Source organism: Streptomyces sp. NPDC057486, from assembly GCF_042802415.1.
GTDB lineage: Bacteria > Actinomycetota > Actinomycetes > Streptomycetales > Streptomycetaceae > Streptomyces > Streptomyces yanii.
Window position 1 is genome coordinate 36,052 of sequence record NZ_JBHVEE010000003.1, and the last position, 24,459, is coordinate 60,510.

Consider the following 24,459-nt stretch of genomic DNA (forward strand, 5'->3'; position numbering starts at 1 on the left):
GGTGATCCGAAAGGCCCGGCGCGCACCCCTCCGGTGAGCGCGACGACCCCACCTTCGTACCGCAGGGAGACTTCGATCGCCTGCCGTATCCGGCCCGCATGCGGACCAATGCCGAATCCGTCCGCTTCCCGGACGACGTCCCATGCCGAACGTCGCGGGACCCACTGGACGCCGGGGAAGCCGATGAACGCCGACTGGGGCTGTCGACGGACCGCCGCCCGGCGGGCACCTCGGGCGGCGGTGCGCGGCGGTGCCCCACGCGGCGATCGGCGCCGTGGCGACGGGGCCGCGCGCCCATGGCGCGGCCACCGCGGAGCCCGCCGCCGTCCACCTCGTCGCCCGGGCGGGCGAGGGCGCGCGCTGGGCTCAGCCGTGGCCCGCCGAACCGGCCGCGCTGCGGGGGCAGCGCGTACGCCGATGTCGCGGAGGCCGCGTTCGCGGACGCCCGCGGACTTCCCTGACGTGACCGTCCCGGCGGGGGCTTCGGCTCGCGCCGGGACGGCCGGTGTCATACGAGCCGGATGGTGTCACCGGTGACGGTGATCCGTTCGACGGGCAGCGGGCCAGGCGCGGGACCGGCCACGACCGCCGCGTCCGTGATGCGGTACTTGCTGCCGTGGCAGGGGCAGTTGATGGTGCCGTTGCTGACCGAGTCGACGGTGCAACCCGCATGGGCACAGATGGCGGAGAAGCCCTTGAACTCGCCCTCCTTGGGCTGGGTCACCACCACCTTCTGCTCCTGGAAGATCGTGCCGCCGCCGACGGGGATGTCCGAGGTCTTGGCGAGAACCGTGCCGCTCGCGTTGGAACCTTTCGGCGCCGTGGTGCTTGCCGTGGCACTCGGGGTGACGCTTGGTGAGGTCTTCGGTGCGGATGCTGTGCTGCTTTCGTCTCCGGACGAGCCGCAAGCGGTCACCAGCCCGGCGGCGCCCGCCGCGGCTGCCGTGAGGACCGTCCTTCGTCGTGCGTCCATGGCTTGCTCCCTCTGTGGTGGCCGCGACCGGGTGAGCCGTCTGCTCCCGGCATGGGCATCGTGACCCCGCGGACGCCGAGGGCCTAGCAACCTGGCGGCAGACTCGCCCGAGTGGCAGAAGGACCGGTTCTGGCCGCCATTGTCGATATTCCGTCCCTCTTCCGAAGGGCGGAACCATGGCAGGAAACGACCTCGGCGGCTTGCTGGACGGCTTGCTGGGCGGCGGGAGCCGGAGCGGGGGTGCCGGCGGGCGCCGGGAACATCCTCGGAGCGCTGCTGGGCGCGCTGGGCGCTGACAAGGGCGGCGCGGGCGATGACAACGCACGCGAGGCCTGATCGGGATGCTCACCGGGTCCGGCCTCCTCGACCGGGCCAAGTCCTGGGTCGGCACCGGTGCGTACCGGTCGGTGAGTGGCGCCCGGATCGCACCGGACGCCGCGAACTTCCCGGCAAGCCTTTCCGGTCGCTGCACCAGCGCCGTCGCCGGACTGTTCACCGGCGTCCTTGCCGACCGGGTGCACGGCCGGATCGATGCCTGCCCGGCGCGGGCGGCCGGTCGGGTCCGGCGGGCGCTGCTCGCCGGGCACGCCACCGCCGCCTCCCGATGACCGCCGTGTCTCACGGACAGAGCACCTCGGTCGTCTGCCGCCCCGCCCCTCTAGGCTGAAAACGCGCAGGTTGGCACCGAGCAGGTGCGACAACCATGCAGCGGCACGAAGAACAACGGCACGAAGAACGACAGCACGAAGAAGTGAGGAGCCAGACGTGGCGGTACGAGCGGTCCGTGGAGCTGTCCAGCTGGACCGGGACGAGGCCGGACACATGGACGAGCGGGTCAGCGGCCTGCTCACCGCCATCCTGGAGCGCAACAGCCTCGTCGCGGACGACCTGATCAGCATCTGGTTCACGGCCACCCCCGATCTGCACAGCGACTTCCCGGCCGCCGCCGCACGCGGCATCGGCATTGTCGACGTGCCGCTGATCTGCGCCCAGGAGCTGGACGTCGAAGGGGCGATGCCGCGCGTGGTGCGCATCCTCGCCCATGTCGAGACGTATCTCCCCAAGTCCGAGATCGCGCACGTCTACCTCGGCGCCACCGCCTCCCTCCGCAAGGACATCGCCCAGTGAGAACCGCCGTCGTCATCGGAACCGGCCTGGTCGGCACCTCCGCAGCCCTCGCCCTCGCCGGGCGCGGCGTCCACGTCCACCTCCTCGACCACGACCCGGCGTCCGCCCGCACCGCGGCCGCGCTCGGCGCCGGTACGGACGAGGCGCCCGAAGGCCGCGTCGACCTGGCCGTCGTCGCCGTACCGCCTGCCCATGTGGCCTCGGTGCTCGCCACCGCCATGCGGGACGACATCGCCCGCGGCTACCTCGACGTCGCCAGCGTCAAGGGCGGACCCCGCCGCGAGCTGGAAGCCCTCGGCGTCGACCTCACGCCGTACATCGGTACGCACCCGATGGCCGGCAAGGAGCGTTCGGGCCCCCTCGCCGCCACCGCCGACCTCTTCGAGGGGCGCCCCTGGGTCCTCACCCCGACCCGCGACACCGACACCGAGGTCCTCAACCTCGCCCTGGAACTCGTCGCGCTCTGCCGCGCCGTTCCGGTCGTCATGGACGCCGACGCCCACGACCGGGCCGTCGCCCTCGTCTCCCACACCCCGCAGCTGATCTCGTCGATGGTCGCCGCCCGCCTGGAGGAGGCCGACGAGACGGCCGTACGCCTCTGCGGCCAGGGCATCAGGGACGTCACCCGGATCGCCGCCTCCGACCCCCGGATGTGGGTGGAGATCCTCTCCGCCAACCCCGGACCGGTCGCCGATGTGCTCGCCGGGGTCGCCGCCGACCTCGACGAGACGGTACAGGCCCTGCGCAGCCTCCAGACCGGCGACGAGCACAAGCGCCGCGAAGGCACCGACTCCATCGAGGACGTGCTGCGGCGCGGCAACGCGGGCCGCGTCAGGGTCCCCGGGAAGCACGGGGCGGCCCCCGCGTCGTACGAGGTCGTGGCCGTGCTGATCAGCGACCGGCCGGGCGAACTGGCCAGGATCTTCGCGGACGCGGGCCGGGCCGGGATCAACATCGAGGACGTCCGCATCGAGCACGCCACCGGGCAGCAGGCGGGTCTGGTGCAGCTGATGGTCGAGCCGAGTGCGGCTCCCGCACTGGCCACGGCGCTGGGCGAACGGGGCTGGTCGATTCGCCAGTAGGTGGCGTCCCGCGCATCACGGCCGGACGCCCCGGGTCAGCGGTGTGGCCAGGTCCGGGGGCAGTTGTCCACAGGGTGCAAAGGCCCGTCCAGACACTCGGTAACCTTGAGCGGGGCGGGTTCGCGCGTCCCCGTCCCGCCCACCCCCGAGTACCAGGAAGGTGTCCACCACCGTGGAAACCGCAAGCGCCGCAGCCCGGACGGCCCCGGCCGCAGTGATCGTTGCCATAGACGGCCCGTCCGGCACCGGTAAGTCGAGCACGTCGAAGGCCGTCGCCGCCCAGCTCGGCCTGAGCTACCTGGACACCGGCGCCCAGTACCGGGCAATCACCTGGTGGATGCTGAACAACGGCATCGACGTGCACAATGCCGCGGAGGTCGCGACCGCCGCGGACAAGCCGGTCATCGTCTCGGGCACGGACCCGGCCGCCCCGACGATCACGGTCGACGGCGAGGACGCCGCGGGCCCGATCCGTACGCAGGAGGTCACCTCCAGGGTCAGCGCCGTCAGCGCGGTCCCCGAGGTGCGGGCCCGGATCACCGAGCTGCAGCGGTCCATCGCCGCCGGCGCCGAGGTCGGCATCGTCGTCGAGGGCCGTGACATCGGCACCACCGTGCTGCCCGACGCCGACCTCAAGATCTTCCTGACCGCCTCCCCGGAGGCCCGCGCGGCCCGCCGCAGCGGAGAGCTCAAGGGCTCCGATCTCGCCACCACCAAGGAGGCGCTGATCAAGCGGGACAACGCGGACTCCAGCCGGAAGACCTCGCCGCTCGCCAAGGCGGACGACGCGGTCGAGGTGGACACGACCGAGCTGACCCTGCAGCAGGTCATCGAGTGCGTCGTCACCCTCGTCGAGGAGAAGCGGGCCGCGAAGTGACCCCTGCCACGGGCACGCCCACGCTGCGTGGAGCGGCGGTCGGGCGCGGGATCGGCATCGGGCTGATGTACGGGCTGTGGAAGCCCCGAGTCCTCGGTGCGTGGCGGGTACCCGCCTCCGGACCCGTCATACTCGCGGTGAACCACTCCCACAACATCGACGGGCCGATGCTGATGGGCACCGCGCCCCGGCCCGTGCACTTCCTGATCAAGAAAGAGGCGTTCGTCGGCCCCCTCGACCCGTTCCTGCGCGGAATCGGTCAGCTGAAGGTGGACCGTACGAGCGCCGACCGCACCGCCGTCACGCACGCCCTGGGGGTCCTGCAGAACGGCGGGGTGCTGGGGATCTTTCCCGAGGGCACCAGGGGTGAAGGAGACTTCGCCTCGCTGCGGGCCGGACTCGCGTACTTCGCGGTACGCAGCGGGGCGCCGATCGTCCCCGTGGCCGTCCTGGGAAGCACCGAGCGCCGTGGGCGGTTGATATCGGCACTGCCGCCGTTGCGCAGCCGGGTCGATGTCGTCTTCGGCGACGCCTTCGAAACCGGTGACGGGAGTGGCCGGCGCACCCGGAAGGCGCTGGACGAGGCGACGGTACGGATCCAGGAGCGGCTGACCTCGCACCTGGACAGGGCCAGGCGTTTCACCGGGCGCTAAGTAAGACTTGAGTAGTGGGCCGCGTGATCGTGGTCCATCGATGATGATGCAAAGAGGAACGGACTTCATGAACGACCAGATTCACTCCGGCGGCTCGGACCACGAGCACGGAGCGCTTGGCGACGCCGAGTACGCGGAGTTCATGGAGCTCGCCGCGCAGGAAGGTTTCGACCTCGAGGACGTCGAGGGCGCGATCGACGAGGCCGGTCACGGACCGCTGCCCGTCCTCGCGGTCGTCGGCCGCCCCAATGTCGGCAAGTCGACCCTGGTGAACCGGATCATCGGCCGCCGCGAGGCGGTCGTCGAGGACAAGCCCGGAGTCACCCGGGACCGGGTCACCTACGAGGCCGAATGGGCCGGCCGCCGCTTCAAGGTGGTCGACACCGGCGGCTGGGAGCAGGACGTGCTGGGCATCGACGCCTCCGTCGCCGCCCAGGCCGAGTACGCGATCGAGGCGTCCGACGCGGTCGTCTTCGTCGTCGACTCGACCGTCGGTGCGACCGACACGGACGAGGCCGTCGTCAAGCTGCTGCGCCGGGCCGGGAAGCCTGTCGTCCTGTGCGCCAACAAGGTCGACGGCCAGAGCGGCGAGGCCGACGCCACCGCACTGTGGTCGCTCGGTCTCGGTGAGCCGCACCCGGTCTCGTCGCTGCACGGCCGTGGCACCGGCGATCTGCTCGACGCCGTCCTCGAAGCACTGCCCGAGGCTCCGGCCCAGCGCTTCGGCACCGCCCTCGGCGGACCGCGCCGCATCGCCCTCATCGGCCGTCCGAACGTCGGCAAGTCCTCGCTGCTGAACAAGGTGGCGAACGAGGACCGGGTCGTCGTCAACGAAATGGCCGGCACCACCCGTGACCCGGTCGACGAGCTGATCGAGCTCGGCGGCATCACCTGGAAGTTCATCGACACGGCCGGCATCCGCCGCCGCGTCCACCTCCAGGAGGGCGCGGACTACTACGCCTCGCTGCGCACCGCGGCCGCCGTCGAGAAGGCAGAGGTCGCCGTCGTCCTGATCGACGCCAGCGAGTCCATCAGCGTGCAGGACCAGCGCATCGTCACCATGGCCGTGGAGGCCGGGCGTGCGATGGTGATCGCGTACAACAAGTGGGACACGCTCGACGAGGAGCGCCGCTACTACCTGGAGCGCGAGATCGAGACGGAGCTCGCGCAGGTCACGTGGGCACCGCGGGTCAATGTCTCGGCTGTCACCGGCCGGCACATGGAGAAGCTGGTCCCGGCGATCGAGACCGCGCTCGAAGGCTGGGAGACGCGTGTTCCCACCGGCCGGCTGAACGCGTTCCTCGGCGAGATCGTCGCCGCCCACCCGCACCCGGTCCGTGGCGGAAAGCAGCCGCGCATCCTCTTCGGCACCCAGGCCGGCACCAAGCCGCCGCGCTTCGTACTCTTCGCCTCCGGCTTCCTGGAGCACGGTTACCGCCGCTTCGTCGAGCGTCGTCTGCGCGAGGAGTTCGGCTTCGACGGCACCCCGATCCACATCTCGGTGCGGGTCCGCGAGAAGCGCGGCCGCAAGAAGTGACGCCCGGGTCGGCCCGCCGACCGGCCGACCGACTGTCCGTCCGTGCCGGACATGACGAAGCCCCACACCGTTCCTGTTGTGAGCGGTGGGGGGCTTCGTCGTACGGTCAGGCTCCCCCGGAGCCCGGTGGCAGCGCCGCCGGGGCGGTGCGCCCGGCGTGACGGCCGACCCGCTGCCAGGAGCCGAGGTTTCCGGTGCGCGGACCCTGACCGGAGGGGCCTGTGGCGCCGCCGGAGTGGTTCGGATGGCCGGACTGGAGGCTCAGCGGGGTGCGGGCGCCGAAAGGACCCGTACCGAAGGCCATGAAGGCCAGATCTTCCTCGCCGCTCCGATCACCTGGCAGCGCCCGGAACGACCGTCGGTACTCGGAGTACAACGCGTCGTAGATCGGGGTGTGGGACTGGCCGCCCGAAGGTTCCCGCGACGGGCGCATCGCGGGGATCGGGCTCGGGCGCTGGTGGGAGGGGTCGTATGAGTGCACGTACGTGCCAACGACCCCACCGGCCGTCGGATGCGGGCCCGGCGAAGAAATAGCTGTTCGCTGCGGGTGCGAGGAGCGTACGGACATGATCAGGTCCCGGCCAGCGGCATCGCCGCCGCGACCAGGAGACCGCCGGCCGCGGCCTTCTCCAGTGCGTCGCGCAGCAGGTCCTCACGGGGCTGCTGGCCGATCGATCCGGCCGGGGCGGCGAAGACGAGAACGGTCCGCGATTTGTTGGCCGCGGTCCGCCAGCCCTCGGTGACCTGCAGCGGGGTGTGCGCCTGCCACCAGGCGACGGGGGCGCCGCCGCCCGTGCCCGGCTGCAGCACGGCGTGCAGCCGGCCCATGGCGAGCAGGATCGACCAGCCGTGCAGCAGGGCCGGCAGCCTGTCCATCGCGCGGACCGGCTGGAAGCCCTGCTCCAGCAGGAGCTGCAGGAACTCGTCGCCCCGGCTGCCGTCCGTACCGGGGCGGGCGATCGCGCCTGTCGGTTCGACGACCAGCGCCGGGTGGAGCTCGTCGTCGATCAGGACGAGACCGCTGGTGACGCCGAGGACGGCCTGGCCGGGCATGAGCCCCTCCGGGCCCTCCGACTCGCTGCCGGTGATGCTGCGCACGGCGCCCTGCAGCTGCTCCTCGGAGACCTGGACGACCTGGGAGGGGATGCAGGTCGCGTGCGCGAAGGCGAGCACGGCGGTCTCGTCGCCGACGAACAGCACCGTGCTGGTGCGCTCCTGCTCGGAATCGCCAGGGGTGCGGCAGGAGGTGCAGTCGTAGCTGCCCGGGGCGTTGTCGCCGACGAGTAACCGATCGGCTTCTGCATCGCCGATCTCGGCGCGTACGTCCTCGCTGACGTCGAGCATGCGCGGCACGGGTGGCTCCTCGAACTCGGTACGTGCGCCGGGCGGTTCCCGGCTCATGAAGAGACAACGGGCGATCCGTGGCCGGGGTCACGCGCGAAAGGGAACGGAATCGAACCGTCCGGCGCAGTGGGTGAATCGGAGCCCCGAAGGGTTTACTTTCGGTCAATACCCACTGATTGCTGGCACATTGATCTGCCTGGCCCGACGAGTGACCGGCTCGGCAACAGGTCGATAAATCATGAAATCGAGGAACATAGAAGTGGCTGAAACTCGTCGATACCTTGAGTAAACCGGCGATCGGGTCTCACCGTCATGACAGGTGGAGCCCGCAGCAGATCGGTCGAACCGGGGGACACGGCGAGTCATGCACATTTCGTTTCTGCTCCACAACGCCTACGGCGTCGGGGGCACCATCCGCACGACGTTCAACCTCGCCGGGCAACTGGCCGAGCACCATGACATCGAGATCGTGTCGGTCTTCCGTCACCGCGACGCCCCCGCGCTGGGCGCCCCCGCAGGCGTACGGATGAGTCACCTCGTCGACCTGCGGAAGAAGAGCCCCACGTACGACGGCGACATGATCGAGCACACCAGACCCGCCGCCGTCTTCGCCCGCGGCGACAGCCGGTACCGGCAGTACAGCCGGCTCACCGACGCACGGGTGGCGGACCATCTGCGCTCCCTGGAGGCGGATGTCGTCGTCGGCACCCGCCCCGGGCTCAATGTCCAGATCACCCGGCAGGCCAGACGCGGTCCGGTCCGGATCGGGCAGGAGCACCTCACCCTCGACAGCCACAGCTACCGGCTGCGCCGTGAGATCGGCCACCGTTACACGCTGCTCGACGCGATCACGACCGTCACCGAGGCCGACGCACACGCCTACCGGACCGGGCTGCGGCTGCCCGGCGTACGTATCGAGTCCATCCCCAACGGGGTGCCCGAGCCGGTGGTCGCACCCGCCGACTGCGACAGCAAGTGGGTGATCGCCGCAGGGCGGCTGCACAAGGTGAAGCGGTACGACGTGCTGGTCCGCGCGTTCGCCGACGTCGTTGCCGTCCGCCCCGACTGGCGTCTTCGCATCTACGGCGGCGGCGACGCGACCGGCGACGAACGGCAGGCACTGCACACGCTCATCGGTCGACTGGGCCTGCACAACCATGTGTTCCTGATGGGCTCGGTCAACCCGCTGGAGGCCGAGTGGCCCAAGGGGGCGATCGCCGCGGTCACCTCGGACCGGGAGTCCTTCGGGATGACGATCGTCGAGGCGATGCGCTGCGGCCTGCCGGTCGTCGCCACCGACTGCCCGCACGGCCCCCGCGAGATCATCGACGACGGCAACGACGGACGGCTGGTGCCGGTCGGGAACGCGGTCGCGGTCGCGGACGCCGTGCTCGGTCTGATCGACGACGACGGAACACGGCACCGGATGGGACGGGCCGCCCGCGCCGCATCGCGACGGTTCGACCCTGCGCTGATCGCCGAACGCCACGAAGGGCTCTACACCGAACTCATCAGGCGCGGCGGGCGTCACCACTCGCACAGCGCCCTGCGCACCGGCGTGCACAGGGCCCGCGGCGCGGTGCTGGACGGCATGTACGCGCTGCGCCACAAGGCCGGCGACGCGCTCCGCAAGGGGAGGGCCGCGTGACTGTGCCCGCGCTGCGGCCGACACCGCCCGCCGAATCCGCTGCCGGCCGCGTCGCCGACTGCATCGCCGACGCCGACGGCCGGATCACCTTCGACCTCCTCCCGGACCGCAGGGAGGGAGGGGCACCGGGGGCCGTCCTGCTCCTGCGCCTGCGCGCTGCGAAGGGGAGGAGCGACCGGACGGCCGAGGACGTGCGGTTGCCCCTGGACCCGGATGGCGACGGGCGGCTGCGCGCCGTGCTGCCGGGCACGACGGAGCTTGCCGAGGGCCGCTGGGACGCCTGGGTGCAGCAGCCGGGCACGGACGGCGAGACGGCCGTCGAACCCGGCATCAGGGATCTGCGGGCCCTGGTCGACCGCACGCCCGACCCCGGCGGCACAGTCGGCGGGGTCGTGGTCCGCATCCCGTATCCGACCGCCGACGGCCGGCTCGCCGTGCGCTGCTGGGTTCGCACGCCGCACGCGGAGGCCGGGCCGATCACCTTCGGTCCGGCCGCGATGACCGTCGAAGGGACGCTGTACGGGGCGGAGCTCGGCGACGACGCGTGCGTGGAGGCGCGGCCGGCCGGCCGTCCCGAGCTGAGCTGCCGGGCGCCCGTGACCGGCAGGGACGGGAGTTTCACCTTCAGCCTCCCGTACGACCTGCCGACCGCCGGACCGGTGACCGCGCCGCAGCTGTGGGAACTGTGGATGCTCCCCGGCGGGCCGAGCGGGGGCGGTATCGGCGGGATCAGGATCTCGCGCATCCTCGACGACATCTGGGACCGCAAGAAGATCTTCGTCTACCCGCCTCGAGCCATTACGGGGGACGTACTCGCCGCCCCCTGCTACTCGGCCGACAACGACCTCTGTCTACGGCTGGATCCGGTCCGACGGCACGACTGACGCGGGTCTAGGACAGCAGCTGTCCTCGACCAGTGGCAGACTCGCCCCATGTTGGAGACCTCGGCACGACTGCTGCGCCTGCTCTCACTCCTGCAGGCCCACCGGGACTGGTCCGGAGCCGATCTCGCCGAACGGCTCGGGGTGACCCCCCGGACCGTCCGGCGGGACGTCGACAAACTGCGCGAGCTCGGCTATCCGGTCAACGCCAGCCCCGGTACCGGCGGCGGCTATCAGCTCGGCGCGGGGGCCGAGCTGCCGCCGTTGCTCCTCGACGACGAGGAAGCGGTCGCGGTGGCGGTCGGGTTGCGCACCGCGGCCGGTCAGGGCGTCGAGGGCATCGGGGAGACCTCCGTACGCGCACTCGCCAAACTCGAGCAGGTCCTGCCGAACCGGCTCCGCCGCCGGGTCGGCGCCCTGAGCTCCTTCACTGTGCCCATGATGCGCGGACCCGGCGCCTCCGCCGTCGACCCGGGCGTCCTCACCGAGCTGGCCGGGGCCTGTCGGGACAGCGAGCGGCTGCGCTTCGCCTACCGGTCCCACGGCGGCTCCGTGTCGCGCCGGACCGTCGAACCGCACCGGCTGGTGTGCACCGAGCGCCGCTGGTACCTGGTCGCCTGGGACCTGGAGCGCGCGGACTGGCGCACCTTCCGGGCGGACCGGATCACCCCCACGCCACCGCACGGTCCCCGCTTCGCTCCGCGCCGCCCGCCCGCCGAGGACCTGGCCGCCTATGTCTCGGAGGGCGTCTCCATCAGTGCGTACGCGACGCATGCGGTGATCCGGCTGAAGGCACCGGTCGAACTGGCCGCGGAGCGCATCTCGCCGTCCTCCGGAGTGCTGGAGGCCATCGACGCGGACAGCTGCCTGCTGCGCGCCGGTGCGGCGAGCCTCGACGTCCTGGTGATCCACGTGATGCTCATGGGCTTCGACTTCGAGGTCGTCGAACCGCAGGAGCTCACCGAAGCCATCAGGGCGGCCCGGGACCGGCTCTCCCGGGCACTCGGCTGAAGGCAGCCGCGGACTTTCGACCGACCGCTCGCCCGGTGTGTCCGGCCGGTCGGGGCGGGCTTGTGTCCGGTATACGGGCGGATGCGGGCGGCGGTCCCGGTCCGATGGTGCGGATATTCCGACCAGAAGATAAGGCTGCCATAAGGAAGCGTGAATTCTCGGTGGCGAGCCTGTTTTGAAATGCCTTACAGGAAGGAAATTCCGACCATCGGGTATGTCATATTTCCTCGGGCTTTCCGAGCCGTTCAGTGATCGTTTATAAGTGCGCGTGATTACTGTGTGTCGGACTGAGAACCGCACGTTCGAGTGAAGGAGTCCGAGGGGAACGGCTGTCGTGATCCTGTGACACAAGCGTGACCGGTGGCGTACGTGAGGATGCGGTGCCGGGTGCCTGCGCCCGGCTTCCGTACCCGTACGGGGGCGCCTACGGTGAGTGGCATGGCACCTATCCCGACCCCTCCCGCCCAGCCCGATGACACGCCCGGCGCGTATGTCGGCCTCGCCGCAGAAGCCGCCGAGCGGAGGGCCCGTGCCCGCGGCTGGCGCACTGTCAGGGCTCTGCCGCCGGGGGCGATCATCACCATGGAGTACTTGGCCGGGCGGATCAACTTCGAGGTCGACAACGCCGTGGTGACCCGCTGCTGGGTCGGCTGAGACCTCTGTCATGAGCAAGGCCCCGACCGAGGTCGGGGCCTTGACTGTGCGGGGGGAGGCTGTGCGTACCGTCCCCGCACGGGGCTGCGGTCCGTCAGCCGCCGGCCACCGGGCGGGCCGGGCTCGTGCCGCCTCGGGGCGATCGGTCCGCGTGCGGCGGGCGCCGACTGCCGGCCGGGGTGACCGGCGTCCGCTCCGAGCGCACCACGTGCGACGTGTGGGCCCGCTGCCGGGTCCCCGCCGCCGGAGCGGCAGGTGCCGAGGCGGCCGGGCGACCGCCTGTGGCGACCGGTTCGAGCACCGGGCTTCCGCCCGCGCCGTCACCACTGTCCGGTTGCGGCAGCAGCACGGCCTGGGGCGCACCGGCCGCGACGGGCACCGGGAGAGCGGTCCGGCGGCGCGCACGCAACTGCTCGCGCACCGCGAAGATCCAGTCCTCGGTACGGGTGATCAACGGCTCGACCCACGGCAGGCCCAGCAGGATCAGCAGCCCTGCGGCCCAGCCGAGCAGCACATCGCTCAGCCAGTGCGTACCGAGATAGACGGTCGTGAGCCCGACCCCGAGCGAGACCACCGCCGATACGGCCGACAGGTAGCGCCTGGCCCGCGGCGTAGTGGCCAGGTAGGCGAGGATTCCCCAGGTCACCACGGCGTTGGCGGTGTGTCCGGACGGAAATATATCGCCGCCGGCGAAGAGCTCCGCGGAGCCGATCTGGGTTGCGTAGTGCGGGCCGAGCCGGCCCAGGCCGAGCTTGACGGCGCCCACGGTCAGGTTGAGCAGCAGCAGCGAGGCGCCCAGGGTCAGCAGGGGCCGCAGAGTGTGCTGCCGCCAGGAGCGCCAGCCGAGCCAGCAGGCGACCATCACGGCCGTCGGGCCTCGCTGGCCGAGCACGACGTAGTAGTCGAGGAAGGCATGGATTCCGGGCCACTGCTGGTAGGGCCGGAAGAGCATGACCTTCCAGTCCAGGGTCACCAGCCAGGAGCCGATCAGCACGGCAACGACGATGGCGAGATAGAACGCCAACGTCCCGCCGAAGAGAGCGATGCGGTGACGGCTCATCCGCGGCGGCTCTATCTTCGGCGGTTCCGGCTCCCGGTCCAGCCGGGCAAAGATGTCGGTACGCACCCAATCGACGTTACAGCGAGTGAGTGCCTGATCCGGTCGTTCGGGCCGCTTTGTGATGACGATGTGATGTGGACTATGTCTCAGACAGGTCAATATTTCGGACCCGCCAGTGAATCGCGATGGCCTGGTGCTCTATTTCTTCCGTGCTTATTTCGGATGAGTGTTTGAGTATCTCCGAATAAATGGCGAGCGGTGCAGGTATCCATTTCTCCGGCCGTGATGGGTGGGTGGACGGACGGTGCCCGGCCGGTCACGGAACGGTCACGAGTCGATGCCGGGGCCGGTCGGGCGCGGAGCCGGCGGAGGGACTGGCGTGGCGTACGCCACACCTCACGACCTGTCGGGGTATGAGATCGACCACGTGTGGCCACGTCGAACTCGCGTACGCTGACGGATCACTCGCCCGTCGATGCCGGGCCTGGAGGGGCAGTGCACGCTGCTTCCCCGGTTGGCCTGCCGAGCGCGAGGGACCTTTGGGAGGTACATGCATGTCCGGGACGACCACAGCCCGATTCCGGCTGCGCGCAGCCGCCGACGGTGCCAATCGATGGGTCGTCCTGGTCGTCCTCTGCCTCAGTCTGTTGCTCGTGGCGCTCGACGCGACGGTGCTCCACGTCGCCGTACCCGCCGTCACCGAGGATCTGCGGCCCAGCGCCGTCGGTCTGCTGTGGATCGTGGACGCCTATCCGCTGGTCTGCGCCTCGCTGCTGATCCTCTTCGGCACCCTCGGTGACCGGGTCGGCCGCCGCCGCATCCTGCTGCTCGGCTACGCGCTCTTCGGTGTGGCCTCCGCGATCGCCGCGGTGGCGGACAGTCCCGGCGTACTGATAGCGGCGCGCGCCCTGCTGGGTGTCGGCGGCGCGATGATCATGCCCGCGACGCTCTCCATCCTCCGCCAGGTCTTCCCCGACCGGCGCGAGCGAGCCGTCGCCATCGGGGTGTGGACCGCGGTCGCCGCCGTCGGCGCGGCCACCGGACCGGTCATCGGCGGCTTCCTCGTGGAGCACTTCTGGTGGGGCTCGGTCTTTCTGATCAACATCCCGCTGATGGCGCTGATCCTGCCGATCGGCCGGTTGCTGCTGCCCGAATCGCGGGGCAGCGACGACGGCCCCTGGGATGTGCTCGGCGCGCTGATGGCCGCGGCCGGAGTGCTCGGGGTGGTCCTCGGTGTGAAGCGCGCGGGCACCGGCGGGGGCGTCTTCGGCCCCGCCACCCTCGTACCGCTGCTGCTCGGGGCGGCGCTGCTCGTCGCGTTCGTCCGTCGGCAGAAGCGCCGTACGCATCCACTGATCGACATCGCGATGTTCGCGCGGCCCGCGTTCTCCACCGCGGTCGGCTGCATCGTCCTCGCCATGCTGGCCCTGGTCGGTCTGGAACTGATCGCCGTCCAGTATCTGCAGCTGGTTCTGGGCCTCAGCCCCCTGGAGACCGGCCTGCGGCTGCTGCCGCTCACCTTCGCCGCGATGGCCGCGGGCGCGACCGGCTCGTACACCCTGCGCCGGGTCGGGCCGCGCCGGATGGTCGGCTGGGGCTTCGTGCTCACCGCCGCCTCGGTGCTGATCCTGACCCTGATGGGGCAGCACGACCGGCCCGTCCTGCTGACCGTGGCGTTCGTCGTGCTCGGCTTCGGGCTCCAGTCCACGCTCTTCGGGGCGTACGAATCGATGCTCAGCGAGGCCCCGGCGGACCGGGCGGGTGGCGCGGCGGCCATCGGCGAAACCTCGTACCAGCTGGGTGCGGGCATGGGAATCGCCCTGCTGGGCAGCGTCATGAACGCCGCCTACACGCCCGGACTGGCCAAGCTCTCCGGAGCGGGGGTCCCCGCCGAGGCGTCCGCCGCCGCCTCTCACTCACTGGGCGAGGCCTATCAGGTCGCCTCGCAGCTGGGCGGTCCGCTGGGCGGGGTGCTGCGGAGCGCGGCCCGGCATGCCTTCATCGACGGGCTGCATGTCACGCTGCTGGTCAGTGCGGGTCTGCTGCTGGTGGGCGCGCTCGCCGCGCTGCGACTGCCGCGGGTGATGGAGTGCCCGCCGGTGGAGATCTGCGAACCCCGCGAAGCCGCCGAGGCGGCCGTGGTCGTGGAGTCGCGAGGGCCTCGCGCGTTCCCTGCTCCCCAGGGCGCCCCGGTCCAGGGCCTGCCGAACGGGCCCCTTTCGGTGCCCGCCCGGCGGCGACCCGCCGAGGCCACCGGCTCTGGACGCGCGGCACGCTGAGCCGTAACGTCAGCACGACGCCATAACTAACACTGCTAGTTTTAGTATCGTGCGAGCCGCCGGAGGCGCCCTCATGTCCACCCCATCTCCCGCGAAGCCGTCGAAGCTCCCGCCCTTCGACCCCGGCGACCCGATCGGCATCGACGATCTGCTCGACCCCGAGGACCTCGCGATCCGCTCCACCGTCCGCGCCTGGGCCGCCGACCGGATCCTGCCGCACATTGCCGAGTGGTACGAGAACGGCGAGCTGCCCGGCATCCGTGAGCTCGCCCGCGAACTCGGCTCGATCGGCGCCCTCGGCATGTCCCTGCAGGGATACGGCTGCGCGGGCGCCACCGCCGTCCAGTACGGACTGGCCTGCCTGGAGCTCGAAGCGGCGGACTCCGGGATCCGCTCTCTCGTCTCCGTGCAGGGCTCCCTCGCCATGTACGCCATTCACCGCTTCGGTTCCGAGGAGCAGAAGCAGCAGTGGTTGCCAGGCATGGCGGCCGGCGAGATCATCGGCTGCTTCGGCCTCACCGAGCCGGATCACGGCTCCGACCCGGCCGGGATGCGGATGCACGCCAAGCGCGTCGGAGCCGGGAGCGGGGGAGACTGGGTGCTCAGCGGCCGCAAGATGTGGATCACCAACGGCTCCGTGGCCGGGGTCGCCGTCGTCTGGGCGCAGACCGACGAGGGCGGCGGCGGCAGCGGCATCCGCGGCTTCGTCGTGCCGACGGACACCCCCGGCTTCTCCGCGCCCGAGATCAAGCACAAGTGGTCGCTGCGTGCCTCGGTCACCAGCGAGCTGGTCCTCGACGAGGTACGGCTGCCCGCCGACGCCGTACTCCCCGGGGTAACCGGCCTGCGCGGACCGCTCAGCTGTCTCAGCCATGCCCGCTACGGCATCGTCTGGGGGGCTATGGGTGCGGCGCGGTCCAGCTTCGAGGCGGCGGTCGACTACGCGAGGACCCGGGAACAGTTCGGCAGGCCGATCGGTGGTTTCCAGCTCACTCAGGCCAAGCTCGCGGACATGGCCGTCGAACTGCACAAGGGCATCCTGCTCGCCCACCATCTGGGCCGTCGGCTGGACGCGGGCAGGCTCCGCCCGGAACAGGTCAGTTTCGGAAAGCTCAACAATGTGCGGGAGGCCATCGAGATCTGCCGCACCTCGCGCACGATCCTCGGCGCCAACGGGATCTCGCTCGAATACCCGGTGATGCGGCATGCGACGAATCTGGAGTCGGTGCTCACGTACGAGGGCACCGTGGAGATGCACCAGCTGGTGCTGGGCAAGGCGCTCACCGGCCTGGACGCATTCCGGTAGAACGGGGGACGTCGGCCGGACCGATCCGGCGAGCGCCCTGCTCAGCTCTGGTTGAAGAAGCCGTCGGCCGGTCGGCCGACGGCTTCGCCGTTGAGTACCCGGGTGTCGGCCGGGGTCAGCAGGAAGACCCGGGTGGCCACGCGGTCGATCGAACCGCGCAGTCCGAAGATCAGCCCCGCGGCGAAGTCCACGACACGCTTCGCGTCGGCAGGGTCCATGGCCGTGAGGTTGATGATCACCGGGACGCCGTCCCGGAAGAGCTCGCCGATGGCGCGCGCGTCCCGGAAGCTGTCCGGGGTGACCGTGGCGATCCGGCGGCCCGTCTCCTCGGCAGCCTCGGAGACCACCTGCACCCGTGGATCGGTCACCCAGGCATTGCCGGTCCCGGTCCTTGCACCCTCGGCGTACTCGTCGTCGTAGTAACGCTCGTCGTTGTCCTCCACGAGGCCCAGCCAGGCACTCGCCTTGCGCACCGATCCCATGGACGCCTCCTCTCACCGCGGTTCCTTGGTGTTCCGCATCTCTTTCGTATCCCTATGGTCGACCATGATGCGGATCGTGCGCCAAGTGGATAGTCGGCGCGCAGGCGATTCGTGACGTTACTGGTGCAGAAGATCTGGCGATTCGTCAAGGTTCCTCCCGTATTGGACCCCTGGGGAAAAGAAAATATGATGCTCCGGCCCGTACGGGTGACACGGAGGACGTACGGGTGAACGGGTCACTCGATACGATGCCCGTCGCGCACCCGCACGAGCGCTGCGCATGACTGAACGGCTCTCGGGGGATTGTCGTGTTCGGAATAGTCAGGCCCTGCACCCATCGGTTGTCCGAGGGGCTCAGGACCGCGTGGATGGCTCATCTCTGCGGGCTCTGTCTCGCACTTCGCTCGGACCACGGTCAGTTCGCCCGGATCGTCACGAACTACGACGGCCTGATCGTCTCGGTCCTGACGGAGGCTCAGGCGGAGCGCACCACGGGCCGGTGGCGCACCGCGGGTCCCTGCCCGCTGCGCGCCATGCGGACCGCGCCGGTCGCCCGCGGCGAGGGTGCCAGGCTCGCCGCCGCCGTCTCGCTGGTGCTGGCCTCGGCAAAGGTGCGGGACCACGTCGCCGACCGGGACGGGCTGTTGAAGCGCCGCCCGGTCGCCGCAGCCGCCCGCCGGGTCGCCGCGGGCTGGGACAGGGCCGGGGCGCGCACCGGGGCACAGCTGGGCTTCGACACCGCGGTCCTCGTCGACGCCGTCGATCGGCAGACCGGCATCGAGCGGCTCGCAGGGCTCGGCACCCCGCTGCTGACGGTCACCGAGCCCACCGAGACGGCCACCGCGGCGGCCTTCGCCCACACCGCCGTACTCGCGGGCAAGCCGCGGAACGCCGAGCCGCTCGCCGAGGCCGGGCGGCTCTTCGGGCGGCTGGCCCATCTGCTGGATGCCGTGGAGGACCAGGAAGCTGACACGGTTTCGGGCGCCTGGAACCCGCTCACCGCCACCGGTACCTCGCGCGCCGAGGCCAGGAGGCTGTGCGACGACGCGCTGCGCGGCGTACGGCTGGCGCTGCGCGACGTCGAATTCACCGACGACAAGCTGGCGCATGTGCTGCTCGTGCATGAACTGCGCCGGTCGGTGGACCGCGCGTTCGCCACGGAGACCTGCTCCCATCAGGCGGATGCGCAGCGGGCCGGTGGACACGGCGTCACCGGGTCCTTCGGGCCGCCGCCCGGCAATCCGTACGCACCGAACGCCCCCGGCAGCCCGTTCGGCCCGCCGTCGCCCCCGCCGGAGCCGCCGCGCGACCGGCGCGGGCTGATCGCGGGCTGTCTGGTGTGGGCGGGACTCGCCTGCACCTGTCAGATGTGCTGCGGGACCTTCGAGGACCCGTGGAGCCGGCAGCGCCGTGAGGGTCTGTGCAGCCAATGCGACTGCTGCGATGCCTGCGACTGCTGCAGCAACTGCGCCGACTGCTGCAGCAACTGCGACTGCTGCGACTGCGACTGCGGGTGCGACTGCTGAGCCACGCCTCGGGCGCGGCTCAGCAGCCCCGGGTCACTTGATCTCGGGCGGTGAGATCTGCGAGGTCTCGATCGCCGACGCGCCGATGCCCCACTTCTCCAGGATGCGGTCGTACGTCCCGTCGGCCTTGAGCCCGTTGACCGCTGCCTGAAAAGCGGGGGCCAGCGGAGTGCCCTTCTTGAACGCGAAGCCGACGTCGAGCCGCTTGAACTCGTTGAGGAAGCGCACGCCCTCCTGTTGGCCCACCGCGTAGCGCAACCCGTTGATGGTCGACATCACCACGTCGCTGCGACCCTGCTGGAGCGAGGCCCAGATGGCTCCCGGATCGGAGTAGGTCTTCACGTCGTACGGCTTCTTGCCCGCGTCGGCGCACCGGTGTCTGTTCTCCTCCAGCGTCACTTCGAACGTGGTGCCCGCGGCGGTGCCCACGGTCAGGCCGCAGAGCTGGGTGAGATCGGTGACCTTCGTCAGCTTGCTGTCGTCCCGGACCGCGAAGCCCTGCCCGTCATTGAGGTACGTGACGAAGTCGATCGTCCTGCGCCGCTCGTCGGTGACCCCGAAGTTCCCGGTCCCCAGGTTGTACTTCCCGCTGTCCAGAGCGGGCAGGATCGCCTCGAAGGCGGCTGTCTCGCGCTTCAGCCTGAGCCCCAGCGCCCTGGCAGCGGCGTCCGCGATGTCGATGTCGGTACCGGCCACGGTCCTCCCGTCCGGCAGATAGGTGGCGCCCGGCGGCGAGCCGACGCTGGAGGCAATGGTCAGTGTGCCGGAGGCGCGGACACCGGCGGGGAGCAGCGCTGCCGCGGCCCGGTTCTTCCTCACCGAGGACACGACGTCCTGCGTGGGGACCTTCCCCTTGGCGGCGGCGGTCCCGGCCGCGCCGGCCGGTGCGGCCGCGGGGTCGCCCGACCCGCACGCGGTGAGAGCAAGGGAGGCAACGGTGATCAGCGCGAAGGCAGCGGTGTGCCGGGTACGGGGCATGAGGTTCTCCGGGTCGTCGACCGTGAACAGGCAGTCGGGCAGCGCGAAAGCACACGCCACGGCAGCACGGCCACGGTCGGGGCGAAGGAAGAGCGGACGGCGTCCGGAACAGCGAACGGCGAAGAGCGATCAGGCGAGGGGAGGGTGCAGCGATGTTGTGTACGCGAAGACACGCAGGGAACGGTGCTCAGGCGCCGGACAGGGCGCGAGGCACGGAAGCGAGGAACCGCAGGGGGTCAGCTCAACAGGAAGAGGACCACACGCGACCGAAGTCGATGTGGGAGCGCTTGACCAGCCACTGCTGCGAATGCATGGCCCCAGTGGAACAGGCGATCCGTGGTCCGTCAACCGAGGTGAGACGTACGGCTCACAGTGTGGACAAGCTTGACAGCGCGTCGTGAACAAGGCTTATCTCGGAGACGGATCGCGCTGAGGGGCCCGGTCCGCGTTGTGTTGTGCGTGAAGGCACGTCCCGTGTTCGATCTCTGCATCCACGGAGCCTTCGCATGTCTGCGCAGACAGATGCATTCCCTCAACCACGTCCGGCCCCACTCCCGAAGGGCCCCGTCCCGCTCTCGAAGCGCAACGGCACGGGCCATGACGCCGAACAGCTGCGGATCGTCCCGGTGCGCCGAACCGGCCAGTGGACGGCGGCCGTTGCGGCCCTGGTGCTTCTTGCCCTGGCGCTGAGCTCGGTCATCCGCAACGACGCCTTCCAGTGGGATGTCGTCGGCGACTACTTCACCACCGCATCGGTCCTGCGCGGTCTCGGTCTCACCCTCTGGCTGACGGCGCTCGTCATGGTGCTCGGCTTCGCCCTCGGAACACTGCTGGCCGTACTCAGGCTCTCCACCAACCGTGTTCTCCAAGCGGTCAGTTGGGGCTACACATGGCTTTTCAGATCCACTCCGATCCTGGTCCAGCTGCTCTTCTGGTTCAACATCGGAGCGCTCTACCCGCAGATCCTCGGCGTCCGTACGGTCAACCTCCTCGGGCCCGTCACGGTCGCCGTCATCGGGCTCACCCTCCATGAGGCCGCCTACGCGGCGGAGGTCGTCCGCGGCGGCATCCTCTCCGTCGAGCGCGGGCAGATCGAGGCCGCCCAGTCGCTGGGTCTCGGTGCCTGGCGTCGGTTGCGCAGGATCGTGCTGCCGCAGGCGATGCGGTCCATCGTCCCGCCCGCCGGGAACATGCTGATCGGCACCCTCAAGGGCACCTCGATCGTCAGCGTCATCGCCGTGCAGGACCTGCTGTACTCGGTACAGCTCGTGTACCACCGCACCTACCAGGTCATCCCGTTGCTGCTGGTCGCCACCCTCTGGTACGTGGCCGTCACCTCGCTGCTCGGCATCGGCCAGCACTACATCGAACGGCACTACGCGCGCGGCACGGCGGGTGCCCGATGAGCGAGCGGCCCACCCTCGTGGTGGTCGGCGCCGGACCGCGCGGCACCGGCCTCGTCGAGCGCATCGCCGCCAACGCCCCCGAGCTGTACGAGGGCCGGCAGCTCGACATCCATCTCGTCGATCCATACCCGCCCGGCGGCGGCCGGATCTGGCGGCGCGACCAGTCCCCGCTGCTGTGGATGAACTCCATGGCCGAGGACGTCACCATGTTCACCGACGACACGGTCCAGCAGGAGGGACCGATACGGCCGGGGCCCGCACTGCACGCCTGGGCGGCGGACGTCCGCGATGGGCGGGTCACTGTCCGGGCGGAACCTGAACTCCTGGCTGAGATAAGGGCATTGGGTGGCCAGGACTTCCCCAGCAGGCGGCTGCAGAGTGCCTATCTGGGCTGGGTGTACGAGCAGGCGGTGTCCGCGCTCCCGCAGGGCATCACCGTGCACGAGCACCGCGGCCGCGCCCTGCGCGTCGCCGGTCCGCGTGGCGGCCGGCAGCGCGTCTGGCTGCAGGGGCGCGACGAACCGCTGACGGCCGACCTCGTCGTGCTCACCATCGGCCACCTCGATGCCGAACCGGCCCCCGAGCACGTCGAACTTGCGGAGTTCGCGGAGCGGCACGGGCTCGTCCACCTGCCGCCCGACTTCACCGCCGACAGTGATCTCTCGGTCCTGCAGGCGGGCGAACCGGTCATCGTCCGGGGCTTCGGGCTCGCCTTCATCGATCTGATGGTGCTCCTCACCGAGGGGCGCGGCGGACGGTACGAGAACGGCGCGTACCTGCCCTCGGGCAAGGAGCCCGTGCTGTACGTCGGGTCGCGGCGCGGAGTCCCGTACCACTCGAAGATCGGCTACGGCTGGCAGGGCGAACGTCCGCCGCTGCCGCGCTTCCTCGGCCCGGACCGGACGGAGGAGCTGCTGAGCCGGTCCGAGCCGCTCGACTTCCGGCGCGATGTATGGCCACTTGTCGACAAAGAGCTCGGGTATGCCCACTACCACCGGCTCTTCACCGCCCATGCCGAGCGCACGACGGTCGACTGGCCGGTCTTCGAGGAGAAGTACGTGGCTGCCGACCCGGACAGCCCCGAACTGCACGCCCTCATTGCCGCCGCGGTTCCCGACCCCGCCGACCGGCTCGACCTCGACGCGCTCGACCGCCCCCTGGACAAAGTGCGCTACCCGTCGTACGACGCACTGCAGCAAGGACTGCGCGACTACATCACCGCCGACCTCGACCGTCGCCACGACCCCGCCCACAGCGAGGACCTCGCCGTTTTCCTCGGGCTGCTGACCGCCTACGGGCAGTTGATGCGGCTCGGCGACATCGGGAGCTGGTGGCACGGCTTCTTCAGCTACCTCGCATCCGGCCCGCCGGGCCCCCGGCTGCACCAGCTGCTCGCCCTCTCCCGGGCCGGTGTCGTCCGCTTCCTCGGCGCCGGAACGACCGTCGAGGCGGACGAGGAGCGCGGCATCTTCCGGGCCGGCGGCGCCACCGTGCCGGGGGAGTGGATCGAGGCCCGCGCACTCGTCGAGGCCCGGCTGCCGGAGCCGTCCCTGGAACGCACCCGCAGCCCGATCCTTCAGGCGCTGTACGAGGACGGGGCCGCCGCCACCGCCACCGGACTGCTCTCCGTCCACCCCGACGACGGCCGGATCCTGGGCCGCGACGGACGCCCCCACCCCCGCCGCTTCGCCCTCGGTCCTCACACCACCGCACGGGCGAGCGGCGCCTTCACCCGGCCGCGCACCGGCGGCCCGGCGTTCCGACAGAACGACGCCACCGCCCGCACGGCGCTCACGTTCCTCCGCGACCTGCTCTGTAGCGGCGGCAGCGATCGCCTCAGCGCCTGACCCCGACGCCGTCGCGGCCTCGTACCCCCGTACTCCGTCGCCCCATCGCCCGCACCCCAAGGACTCCCATGTCGCTCACCAGCGATCCACCCCTCGACCGGCCGACCGGTCCGCACACCGATACCGGAACCGGTACCGATACGGATGGCGGCGTCGACCACGGTGCGCTCACCGTCGTCCCCGTACGCCACCCGTGGCGCTGGGTCGCGGTCGCCGCCACCGCCGTCCTGCTCGCCCAGTTCCTGCACGGCCTGGTCACCAACCCCGGCTGGGAGTGGGACGTCTTCGCCCGCTTCTTCACCACCGAGATCATTCTCAAGGCCGTCGGGGTCACCCTCCAACTGACCTTCTACGGAACGGTTCTGGGCTTCGCGCTCGGCATCGTGCTCGCCTTCATGCGCCTGTCGACCAGCCCGTTCCTCAGCGCGGTCGCCTACGCGTACATCTGGGCGTTCCGCTCCATCCCGCTCATCGTCCAGTTGCTCTTCTGGTTCAACCTCGCCTATCTCTACAAGGAGTTGCAGTTCGGCATCCCCTTCGGGCCCGGCTTCTTCTCCTTCGACACGATGAACCTCGTCGGTGCCATGAGCGCGGCCGTCCTCGGACTCGCCCTGCATCAGGCCGCATACGCGGCGGAGATCGTGCGCGGCGGTGTACTCGCTGTGGACAGCGGTCAGTTGGAGGCGGCGGCCGCCCTCGGGATCCCTCGGTACCGGCAGCTGCGGCGGATCGTGCTGCCGCAGGCGATGCGTTCCATCCTGCCGAACGCCGCCAACGAGATCATCTCGCTCTTCAAAGGCACCTCGATCGTCTCGGTGATGGCGATCGGCGAGCTCTTCTACCAGGTCCAGGTCGTCTACGGGCGCAACGGCAGGGTCGTGCCCCTGCTCATGGTCGCCACCGTCTGGTACATCCTCCTGACCACCGCGCTCTCCGTCCTCCAGCACTACGTCGAACGTCACTACGCCAAGGGGGCCGCGCGATGAGCAGCACCACGAAGGACACCACCACCGACACCCCGGACGCCATGGTCGAGATCCGCGCCGTGCACAAGAGCTTCGGCACCCTCGAAGTCCTGCGCGGCATCGACCTGTCCGTACGCGCCGGAGAAGTGACCGTGGTCCTCGGCCCGTCCGGCTCCGGCAAGTCAACGCTGCTGCGCACCATCAACCACCTGGAGAAGGTCGACCAAGGCTGGATCAGCGTCGACGGCACCCTTGTCGGCTACCGCAGGGACGGCAACAAGCTGTACGAGCTCCGCGAGCGCGAGGTCCTGCGCCAGCGCACCCGGATCGGCTTCGTCTTCCAGAACTTCAACCTCTTCCCGCACCTCACGGTCCTGGAGAACATCATCGAGGCGCCGGTCTCCGCACTGGGACGCCCCCGCAAGGACGCCGTCGCCGCCGCCGAGAAGCTCCTCGCCAGGGTCGGGCTCGCCGACAAGGCGGGGGCGTACCCCAAGCAGCTCTCCGGCGGGCAGCAGCAGCGGGTCGCCATCGCCCGCGCGCTGGCCCTGGAACCGAAGCTGCTGCTCTTCGACGAGCCGACCTCGGCGCTCGACCCCGAACTGGTCGGCGAAGTCCTCGATGTCATCAAGGACTTGGCGCGTGGCGGCACCACGATGATCGTCGTCACGCACGAGATCGGCTTCGCCCGCGAGGTCGCCGACACCGTCGTCTTCATGGACGAGGGCCGGATCGTCGAGCAGGGCGCCCCCGCCGACGTACTCGACCGCCCGGACAACCCACGCACCCGCGCTTTTCTCTCCAAGGTCCTGTGACCCCCAT

24 protein-coding genes are annotated in these 24,459 nt (G+C 70.5%); 18 read left to right on the plus strand and 6 right to left on the minus strand.

Annotated features, from left to right (window positions below; all coding sequences use genetic code 11):
• Nucleotides 1–508 precede the first annotated feature (508 nt).
• Complete coding sequence (locus ACFU6I_RS02865; protein ID WP_384360651.1) at nucleotides 509–973, minus strand: Rieske (2Fe-2S) protein; 465 nt, start codon at nucleotides 971–973, stop codon at nucleotides 509–511.
• Between the two features lie 111 nt (nucleotides 974–1,084).
• On the opposite strand from ACFU6I_RS02865, the gene ACFU6I_RS02870 reads away from it, so the two are divergent.
• From ACFU6I_RS02870 to der, 7 genes are all read left to right on the plus strand, one after another.
• Nucleotides 1,085–1,309 (plus strand): hypothetical protein, encoded by a 225-nt coding sequence (locus tag ACFU6I_RS02870; protein WP_384360653.1) that lies wholly within the window; start codon nucleotides 1,085–1,087, stop codon nucleotides 1,307–1,309.
• Nucleotides 1,310–1,314: 5 nt separating this feature from the next.
• The gene (locus tag ACFU6I_RS02875; RefSeq protein ID WP_384360655.1) at nucleotides 1,315–1,581 is read left to right on the plus strand and encodes a hypothetical protein; all 267 of its coding nucleotides are present in this window, start codon (nucleotides 1,315–1,317) and stop codon (nucleotides 1,579–1,581) included.
• A 157-nt stretch (nucleotides 1,582–1,738) separates the two neighbouring features.
• Nucleotides 1,739–2,101: a chorismate mutase gene (aroH, locus tag ACFU6I_RS02880; RefSeq protein WP_384360657.1), complete on the plus strand. Its 363-nt coding sequence runs from the start codon at nucleotides 1,739–1,741 to the stop codon at nucleotides 2,099–2,101.
• Nucleotides 2,098–3,183, plus strand: a complete 1,086-nt coding sequence (locus ACFU6I_RS02885; protein WP_384360659.1) for a prephenate dehydrogenase — start codon at nucleotides 2,098–2,100, stop codon at nucleotides 3,181–3,183. Before aroH ends, ACFU6I_RS02885 begins: the two co-directional genes overlap by 4 nt.
• A gap of 160 nt (nucleotides 3,184–3,343) precedes the next feature.
• Complete coding sequence (gene cmk, locus ACFU6I_RS02890; protein WP_384360661.1) at nucleotides 3,344–4,060, plus strand: (d)CMP kinase; 717 nt, start codon at nucleotides 3,344–3,346, stop codon at nucleotides 4,058–4,060.
• Nucleotides 4,057–4,713 (plus strand): lysophospholipid acyltransferase family protein, encoded by a 657-nt coding sequence (locus ACFU6I_RS02895; RefSeq protein WP_384360663.1) that lies wholly within the window; start codon nucleotides 4,057–4,059, stop codon nucleotides 4,711–4,713. Before cmk ends, ACFU6I_RS02895 begins: the two co-directional genes overlap by 4 nt.
• A 67-nt stretch (nucleotides 4,714–4,780) precedes the next feature.
• Nucleotides 4,781–6,250, plus strand: coding sequence for a ribosome biogenesis GTPase Der (gene der, locus ACFU6I_RS02900; RefSeq protein WP_384360665.1), 1,470 nt, complete (start codon nucleotides 4,781–4,783; stop codon nucleotides 6,248–6,250).
• A 106-nt stretch (nucleotides 6,251–6,356) separates the two neighbouring features.
• Here der and ACFU6I_RS02905 read toward each other — a convergent pair whose 3' ends face one another.
• Together ACFU6I_RS02905 and ACFU6I_RS02910 are read right to left on the minus strand one after the other, a co-directional pair.
• Complete coding sequence (locus ACFU6I_RS02905) at nucleotides 6,357–6,683, minus strand: hypothetical protein (protein WP_384360667.1); 327 nt, start codon at nucleotides 6,681–6,683, stop codon at nucleotides 6,357–6,359.
• Nucleotides 6,684–6,820: 137 nt separating this feature from the next.
• Complete coding sequence (locus ACFU6I_RS02910; RefSeq protein WP_384360669.1) at nucleotides 6,821–7,603, minus strand: hypothetical protein; 783 nt, start codon at nucleotides 7,601–7,603, stop codon at nucleotides 6,821–6,823.
• A 355-nt stretch (nucleotides 7,604–7,958) separates the two neighbouring features.
• Between ACFU6I_RS02910 and ACFU6I_RS02915 the strand changes: the two genes are divergently transcribed.
• The 4 genes from ACFU6I_RS02915 to ACFU6I_RS02930 all read left to right on the plus strand — a co-directional run bounded on the left by ACFU6I_RS02915 (nucleotide 7,959) and on the right by ACFU6I_RS02930 (nucleotide 11,788).
• On the plus strand, nucleotides 7,959–9,242 hold the full coding sequence (locus ACFU6I_RS02915; RefSeq protein ID WP_384360671.1) for a glycosyltransferase: 1,284 nt from the start codon (nucleotides 7,959–7,961) through the stop codon (nucleotides 9,240–9,242).
• Nucleotides 9,239–10,126, plus strand: coding sequence for a transferase (locus tag ACFU6I_RS02920; protein ID WP_384360673.1), 888 nt, complete (start codon nucleotides 9,239–9,241; stop codon nucleotides 10,124–10,126). The genes ACFU6I_RS02915 and ACFU6I_RS02920 overlap by 4 nt, the downstream gene beginning before the upstream one ends.
• A 48-nt stretch (nucleotides 10,127–10,174) precedes the next feature.
• Nucleotides 10,175–11,134, plus strand: coding sequence for a helix-turn-helix transcriptional regulator (locus ACFU6I_RS02925; protein WP_384360675.1), 960 nt, complete (start codon nucleotides 10,175–10,177; stop codon nucleotides 11,132–11,134).
• A 438-nt stretch (nucleotides 11,135–11,572) separates the two neighbouring features.
• Complete coding sequence (locus ACFU6I_RS02930; protein WP_345513621.1) at nucleotides 11,573–11,788, plus strand: I78 family peptidase inhibitor; 216 nt, start codon at nucleotides 11,573–11,575, stop codon at nucleotides 11,786–11,788.
• Nucleotides 11,789–11,882: 94 nt separating this feature from the next.
• On the opposite strand, the gene ACFU6I_RS02935 is transcribed toward ACFU6I_RS02930, so the two are convergent.
• On the minus strand, nucleotides 11,883–12,914 hold the full coding sequence (locus ACFU6I_RS02935) for a phosphatase PAP2 family protein (RefSeq protein ID WP_384360677.1): 1,032 nt from the start codon (nucleotides 12,912–12,914) through the stop codon (nucleotides 11,883–11,885).
• A 488-nt stretch (nucleotides 12,915–13,402) separates the two neighbouring features.
• Here ACFU6I_RS02935 and ACFU6I_RS02940 point away from each other — a divergent pair, with 488 nt between their 5' ends.
• On the plus strand, nucleotides 13,403–15,127 hold the full coding sequence (locus ACFU6I_RS02940) for an MFS transporter (RefSeq protein ID WP_384360679.1): 1,725 nt from the start codon (nucleotides 13,403–13,405) through the stop codon (nucleotides 15,125–15,127).
• Nucleotides 15,128–15,200: 73 nt separating this feature from the next.
• Nucleotides 15,201–16,433, plus strand: a complete 1,233-nt coding sequence (locus ACFU6I_RS02945) for an acyl-CoA dehydrogenase family protein (protein WP_384360681.1) — start codon at nucleotides 15,201–15,203, stop codon at nucleotides 16,431–16,433.
• A 41-nt stretch (nucleotides 16,434–16,474) separates the two neighbouring features.
• Here the strand turns inward: ACFU6I_RS02945 and ACFU6I_RS02950 are convergent, their stop codons facing one another.
• Nucleotides 16,475–16,915: a cell division protein SepF gene (locus tag ACFU6I_RS02950; protein ID WP_384360683.1), complete on the minus strand. Its 441-nt coding sequence runs from the start codon at nucleotides 16,913–16,915 to the stop codon at nucleotides 16,475–16,477.
• A 308-nt stretch (nucleotides 16,916–17,223) separates the two neighbouring features.
• On the opposite strand from ACFU6I_RS02950, the gene ACFU6I_RS02955 reads away from it, so the two are divergent.
• The gene (locus ACFU6I_RS02955) at nucleotides 17,224–18,441 is read left to right on the plus strand and encodes a DUF5685 family protein (protein ID WP_384360685.1); all 1,218 of its coding nucleotides are present in this window, start codon (nucleotides 17,224–17,226) and stop codon (nucleotides 18,439–18,441) included.
• Nucleotides 18,442–18,474: 33 nt separating this feature from the next.
• On the opposite strand, the gene ACFU6I_RS02960 is transcribed toward ACFU6I_RS02955, so the two are convergent.
• Nucleotides 18,475–19,419 (minus strand): ABC transporter substrate-binding protein, encoded by a 945-nt coding sequence (locus ACFU6I_RS02960; RefSeq protein ID WP_384360900.1) that lies wholly within the window; start codon nucleotides 19,417–19,419, stop codon nucleotides 18,475–18,477.
• A 506-nt stretch (nucleotides 19,420–19,925) separates the two neighbouring features.
• On the opposite strand from ACFU6I_RS02960, the gene ACFU6I_RS02965 reads away from it, so the two are divergent.
• From ACFU6I_RS02965 to ACFU6I_RS02980, 4 genes are all read left to right on the plus strand, one after another.
• A complete protein-coding gene (locus ACFU6I_RS02965) occupies nucleotides 19,926–20,825 on the plus strand; it encodes an amino acid ABC transporter permease (RefSeq protein ID WP_384360687.1) in 900 nt (299 codons plus the stop codon).
• Entirely contained in the window at nucleotides 20,822–22,672 is a 1,851-nt protein-coding gene (locus tag ACFU6I_RS02970; protein ID WP_384360689.1) for an FAD/NAD(P)-binding protein, read from the plus strand. Before ACFU6I_RS02965 ends, ACFU6I_RS02970 begins: the two co-directional genes overlap by 4 nt.
• Before the next feature lie 68 nt (nucleotides 22,673–22,740).
• Nucleotides 22,741–23,658: an amino acid ABC transporter permease gene (locus ACFU6I_RS02975; protein ID WP_384360691.1), complete on the plus strand. Its 918-nt coding sequence runs from the start codon at nucleotides 22,741–22,743 to the stop codon at nucleotides 23,656–23,658.
• 41 nt (nucleotides 23,659–23,699) lie between these two features.
• Complete coding sequence (locus ACFU6I_RS02980) at nucleotides 23,700–24,452, plus strand: amino acid ABC transporter ATP-binding protein (protein WP_384360902.1); 753 nt, start codon at nucleotides 23,700–23,702, stop codon at nucleotides 24,450–24,452.
• Nucleotides 24,453–24,459: the final 7 nt, after the last annotated feature.

Bases quoted from the DNA above. Each gene is read 5' to 3' on its own strand.
- ACFU6I_RS02865 (WP_384360651.1), bottom strand. From the start codon at position 973: ATGGACGCACGACGAAGGACGGTCCTCACGGCAGCCGCGGCGGGCGCC.
- ACFU6I_RS02875 (WP_384360655.1), top strand. From the start codon at position 1,315: ATGCTCACCGGGTCCGGCCTCCTCGACCGGGCCAAGTCCTGGGTCGGC.
- der (WP_384360665.1), top strand. From the start codon at position 4,781: ATGAACGACCAGATTCACTCCGGCGGCTCGGACCACGAGCACGGAGCG.
- ACFU6I_RS02905 (WP_384360667.1), bottom strand. From the start codon at position 6,683: ATGCGCCCGTCGCGGGAACCTTCGGGCGGCCAGTCCCACACCCCGATC.
- ACFU6I_RS02915 (WP_384360671.1), top strand. From the start codon at position 7,959: ATGCACATTTCGTTTCTGCTCCACAACGCCTACGGCGTCGGGGGCACC.
- ACFU6I_RS02925 (WP_384360675.1), top strand. From the start codon at position 10,175: ATGTTGGAGACCTCGGCACGACTGCTGCGCCTGCTCTCACTCCTGCAG.
- ACFU6I_RS02930 (WP_345513621.1), top strand. From the start codon at position 11,573: ATGGCACCTATCCCGACCCCTCCCGCCCAGCCCGATGACACGCCCGGC.
- ACFU6I_RS02940 (WP_384360679.1), top strand. From the start codon at position 13,403: ATGTCCGGGACGACCACAGCCCGATTCCGGCTGCGCGCAGCCGCCGAC.
- ACFU6I_RS02945 (WP_384360681.1), top strand. From the start codon at position 15,201: ATGTCCACCCCATCTCCCGCGAAGCCGTCGAAGCTCCCGCCCTTCGAC.
- ACFU6I_RS02950 (WP_384360683.1), bottom strand. From the start codon at position 16,915: ATGGGATCGGTGCGCAAGGCGAGTGCCTGGCTGGGCCTCGTGGAGGAC.
- ACFU6I_RS02960 (WP_384360900.1), bottom strand. From the start codon at position 19,419: ATGCCCCGTACCCGGCACACCGCTGCCTTCGCGCTGATCACCGTTGCC.
- ACFU6I_RS02965 (WP_384360687.1), top strand. From the start codon at position 19,926: ATGTCTGCGCAGACAGATGCATTCCCTCAACCACGTCCGGCCCCACTC.
- ACFU6I_RS02970 (WP_384360689.1), top strand. From the start codon at position 20,822: ATGAGCGAGCGGCCCACCCTCGTGGTGGTCGGCGCCGGACCGCGCGGC.
- ACFU6I_RS02975 (WP_384360691.1), top strand. From the start codon at position 22,741: ATGTCGCTCACCAGCGATCCACCCCTCGACCGGCCGACCGGTCCGCAC.
- ACFU6I_RS02980 (WP_384360902.1), top strand. From the start codon at position 23,700: ATGGTCGAGATCCGCGCCGTGCACAAGAGCTTCGGCACCCTCGAAGTC.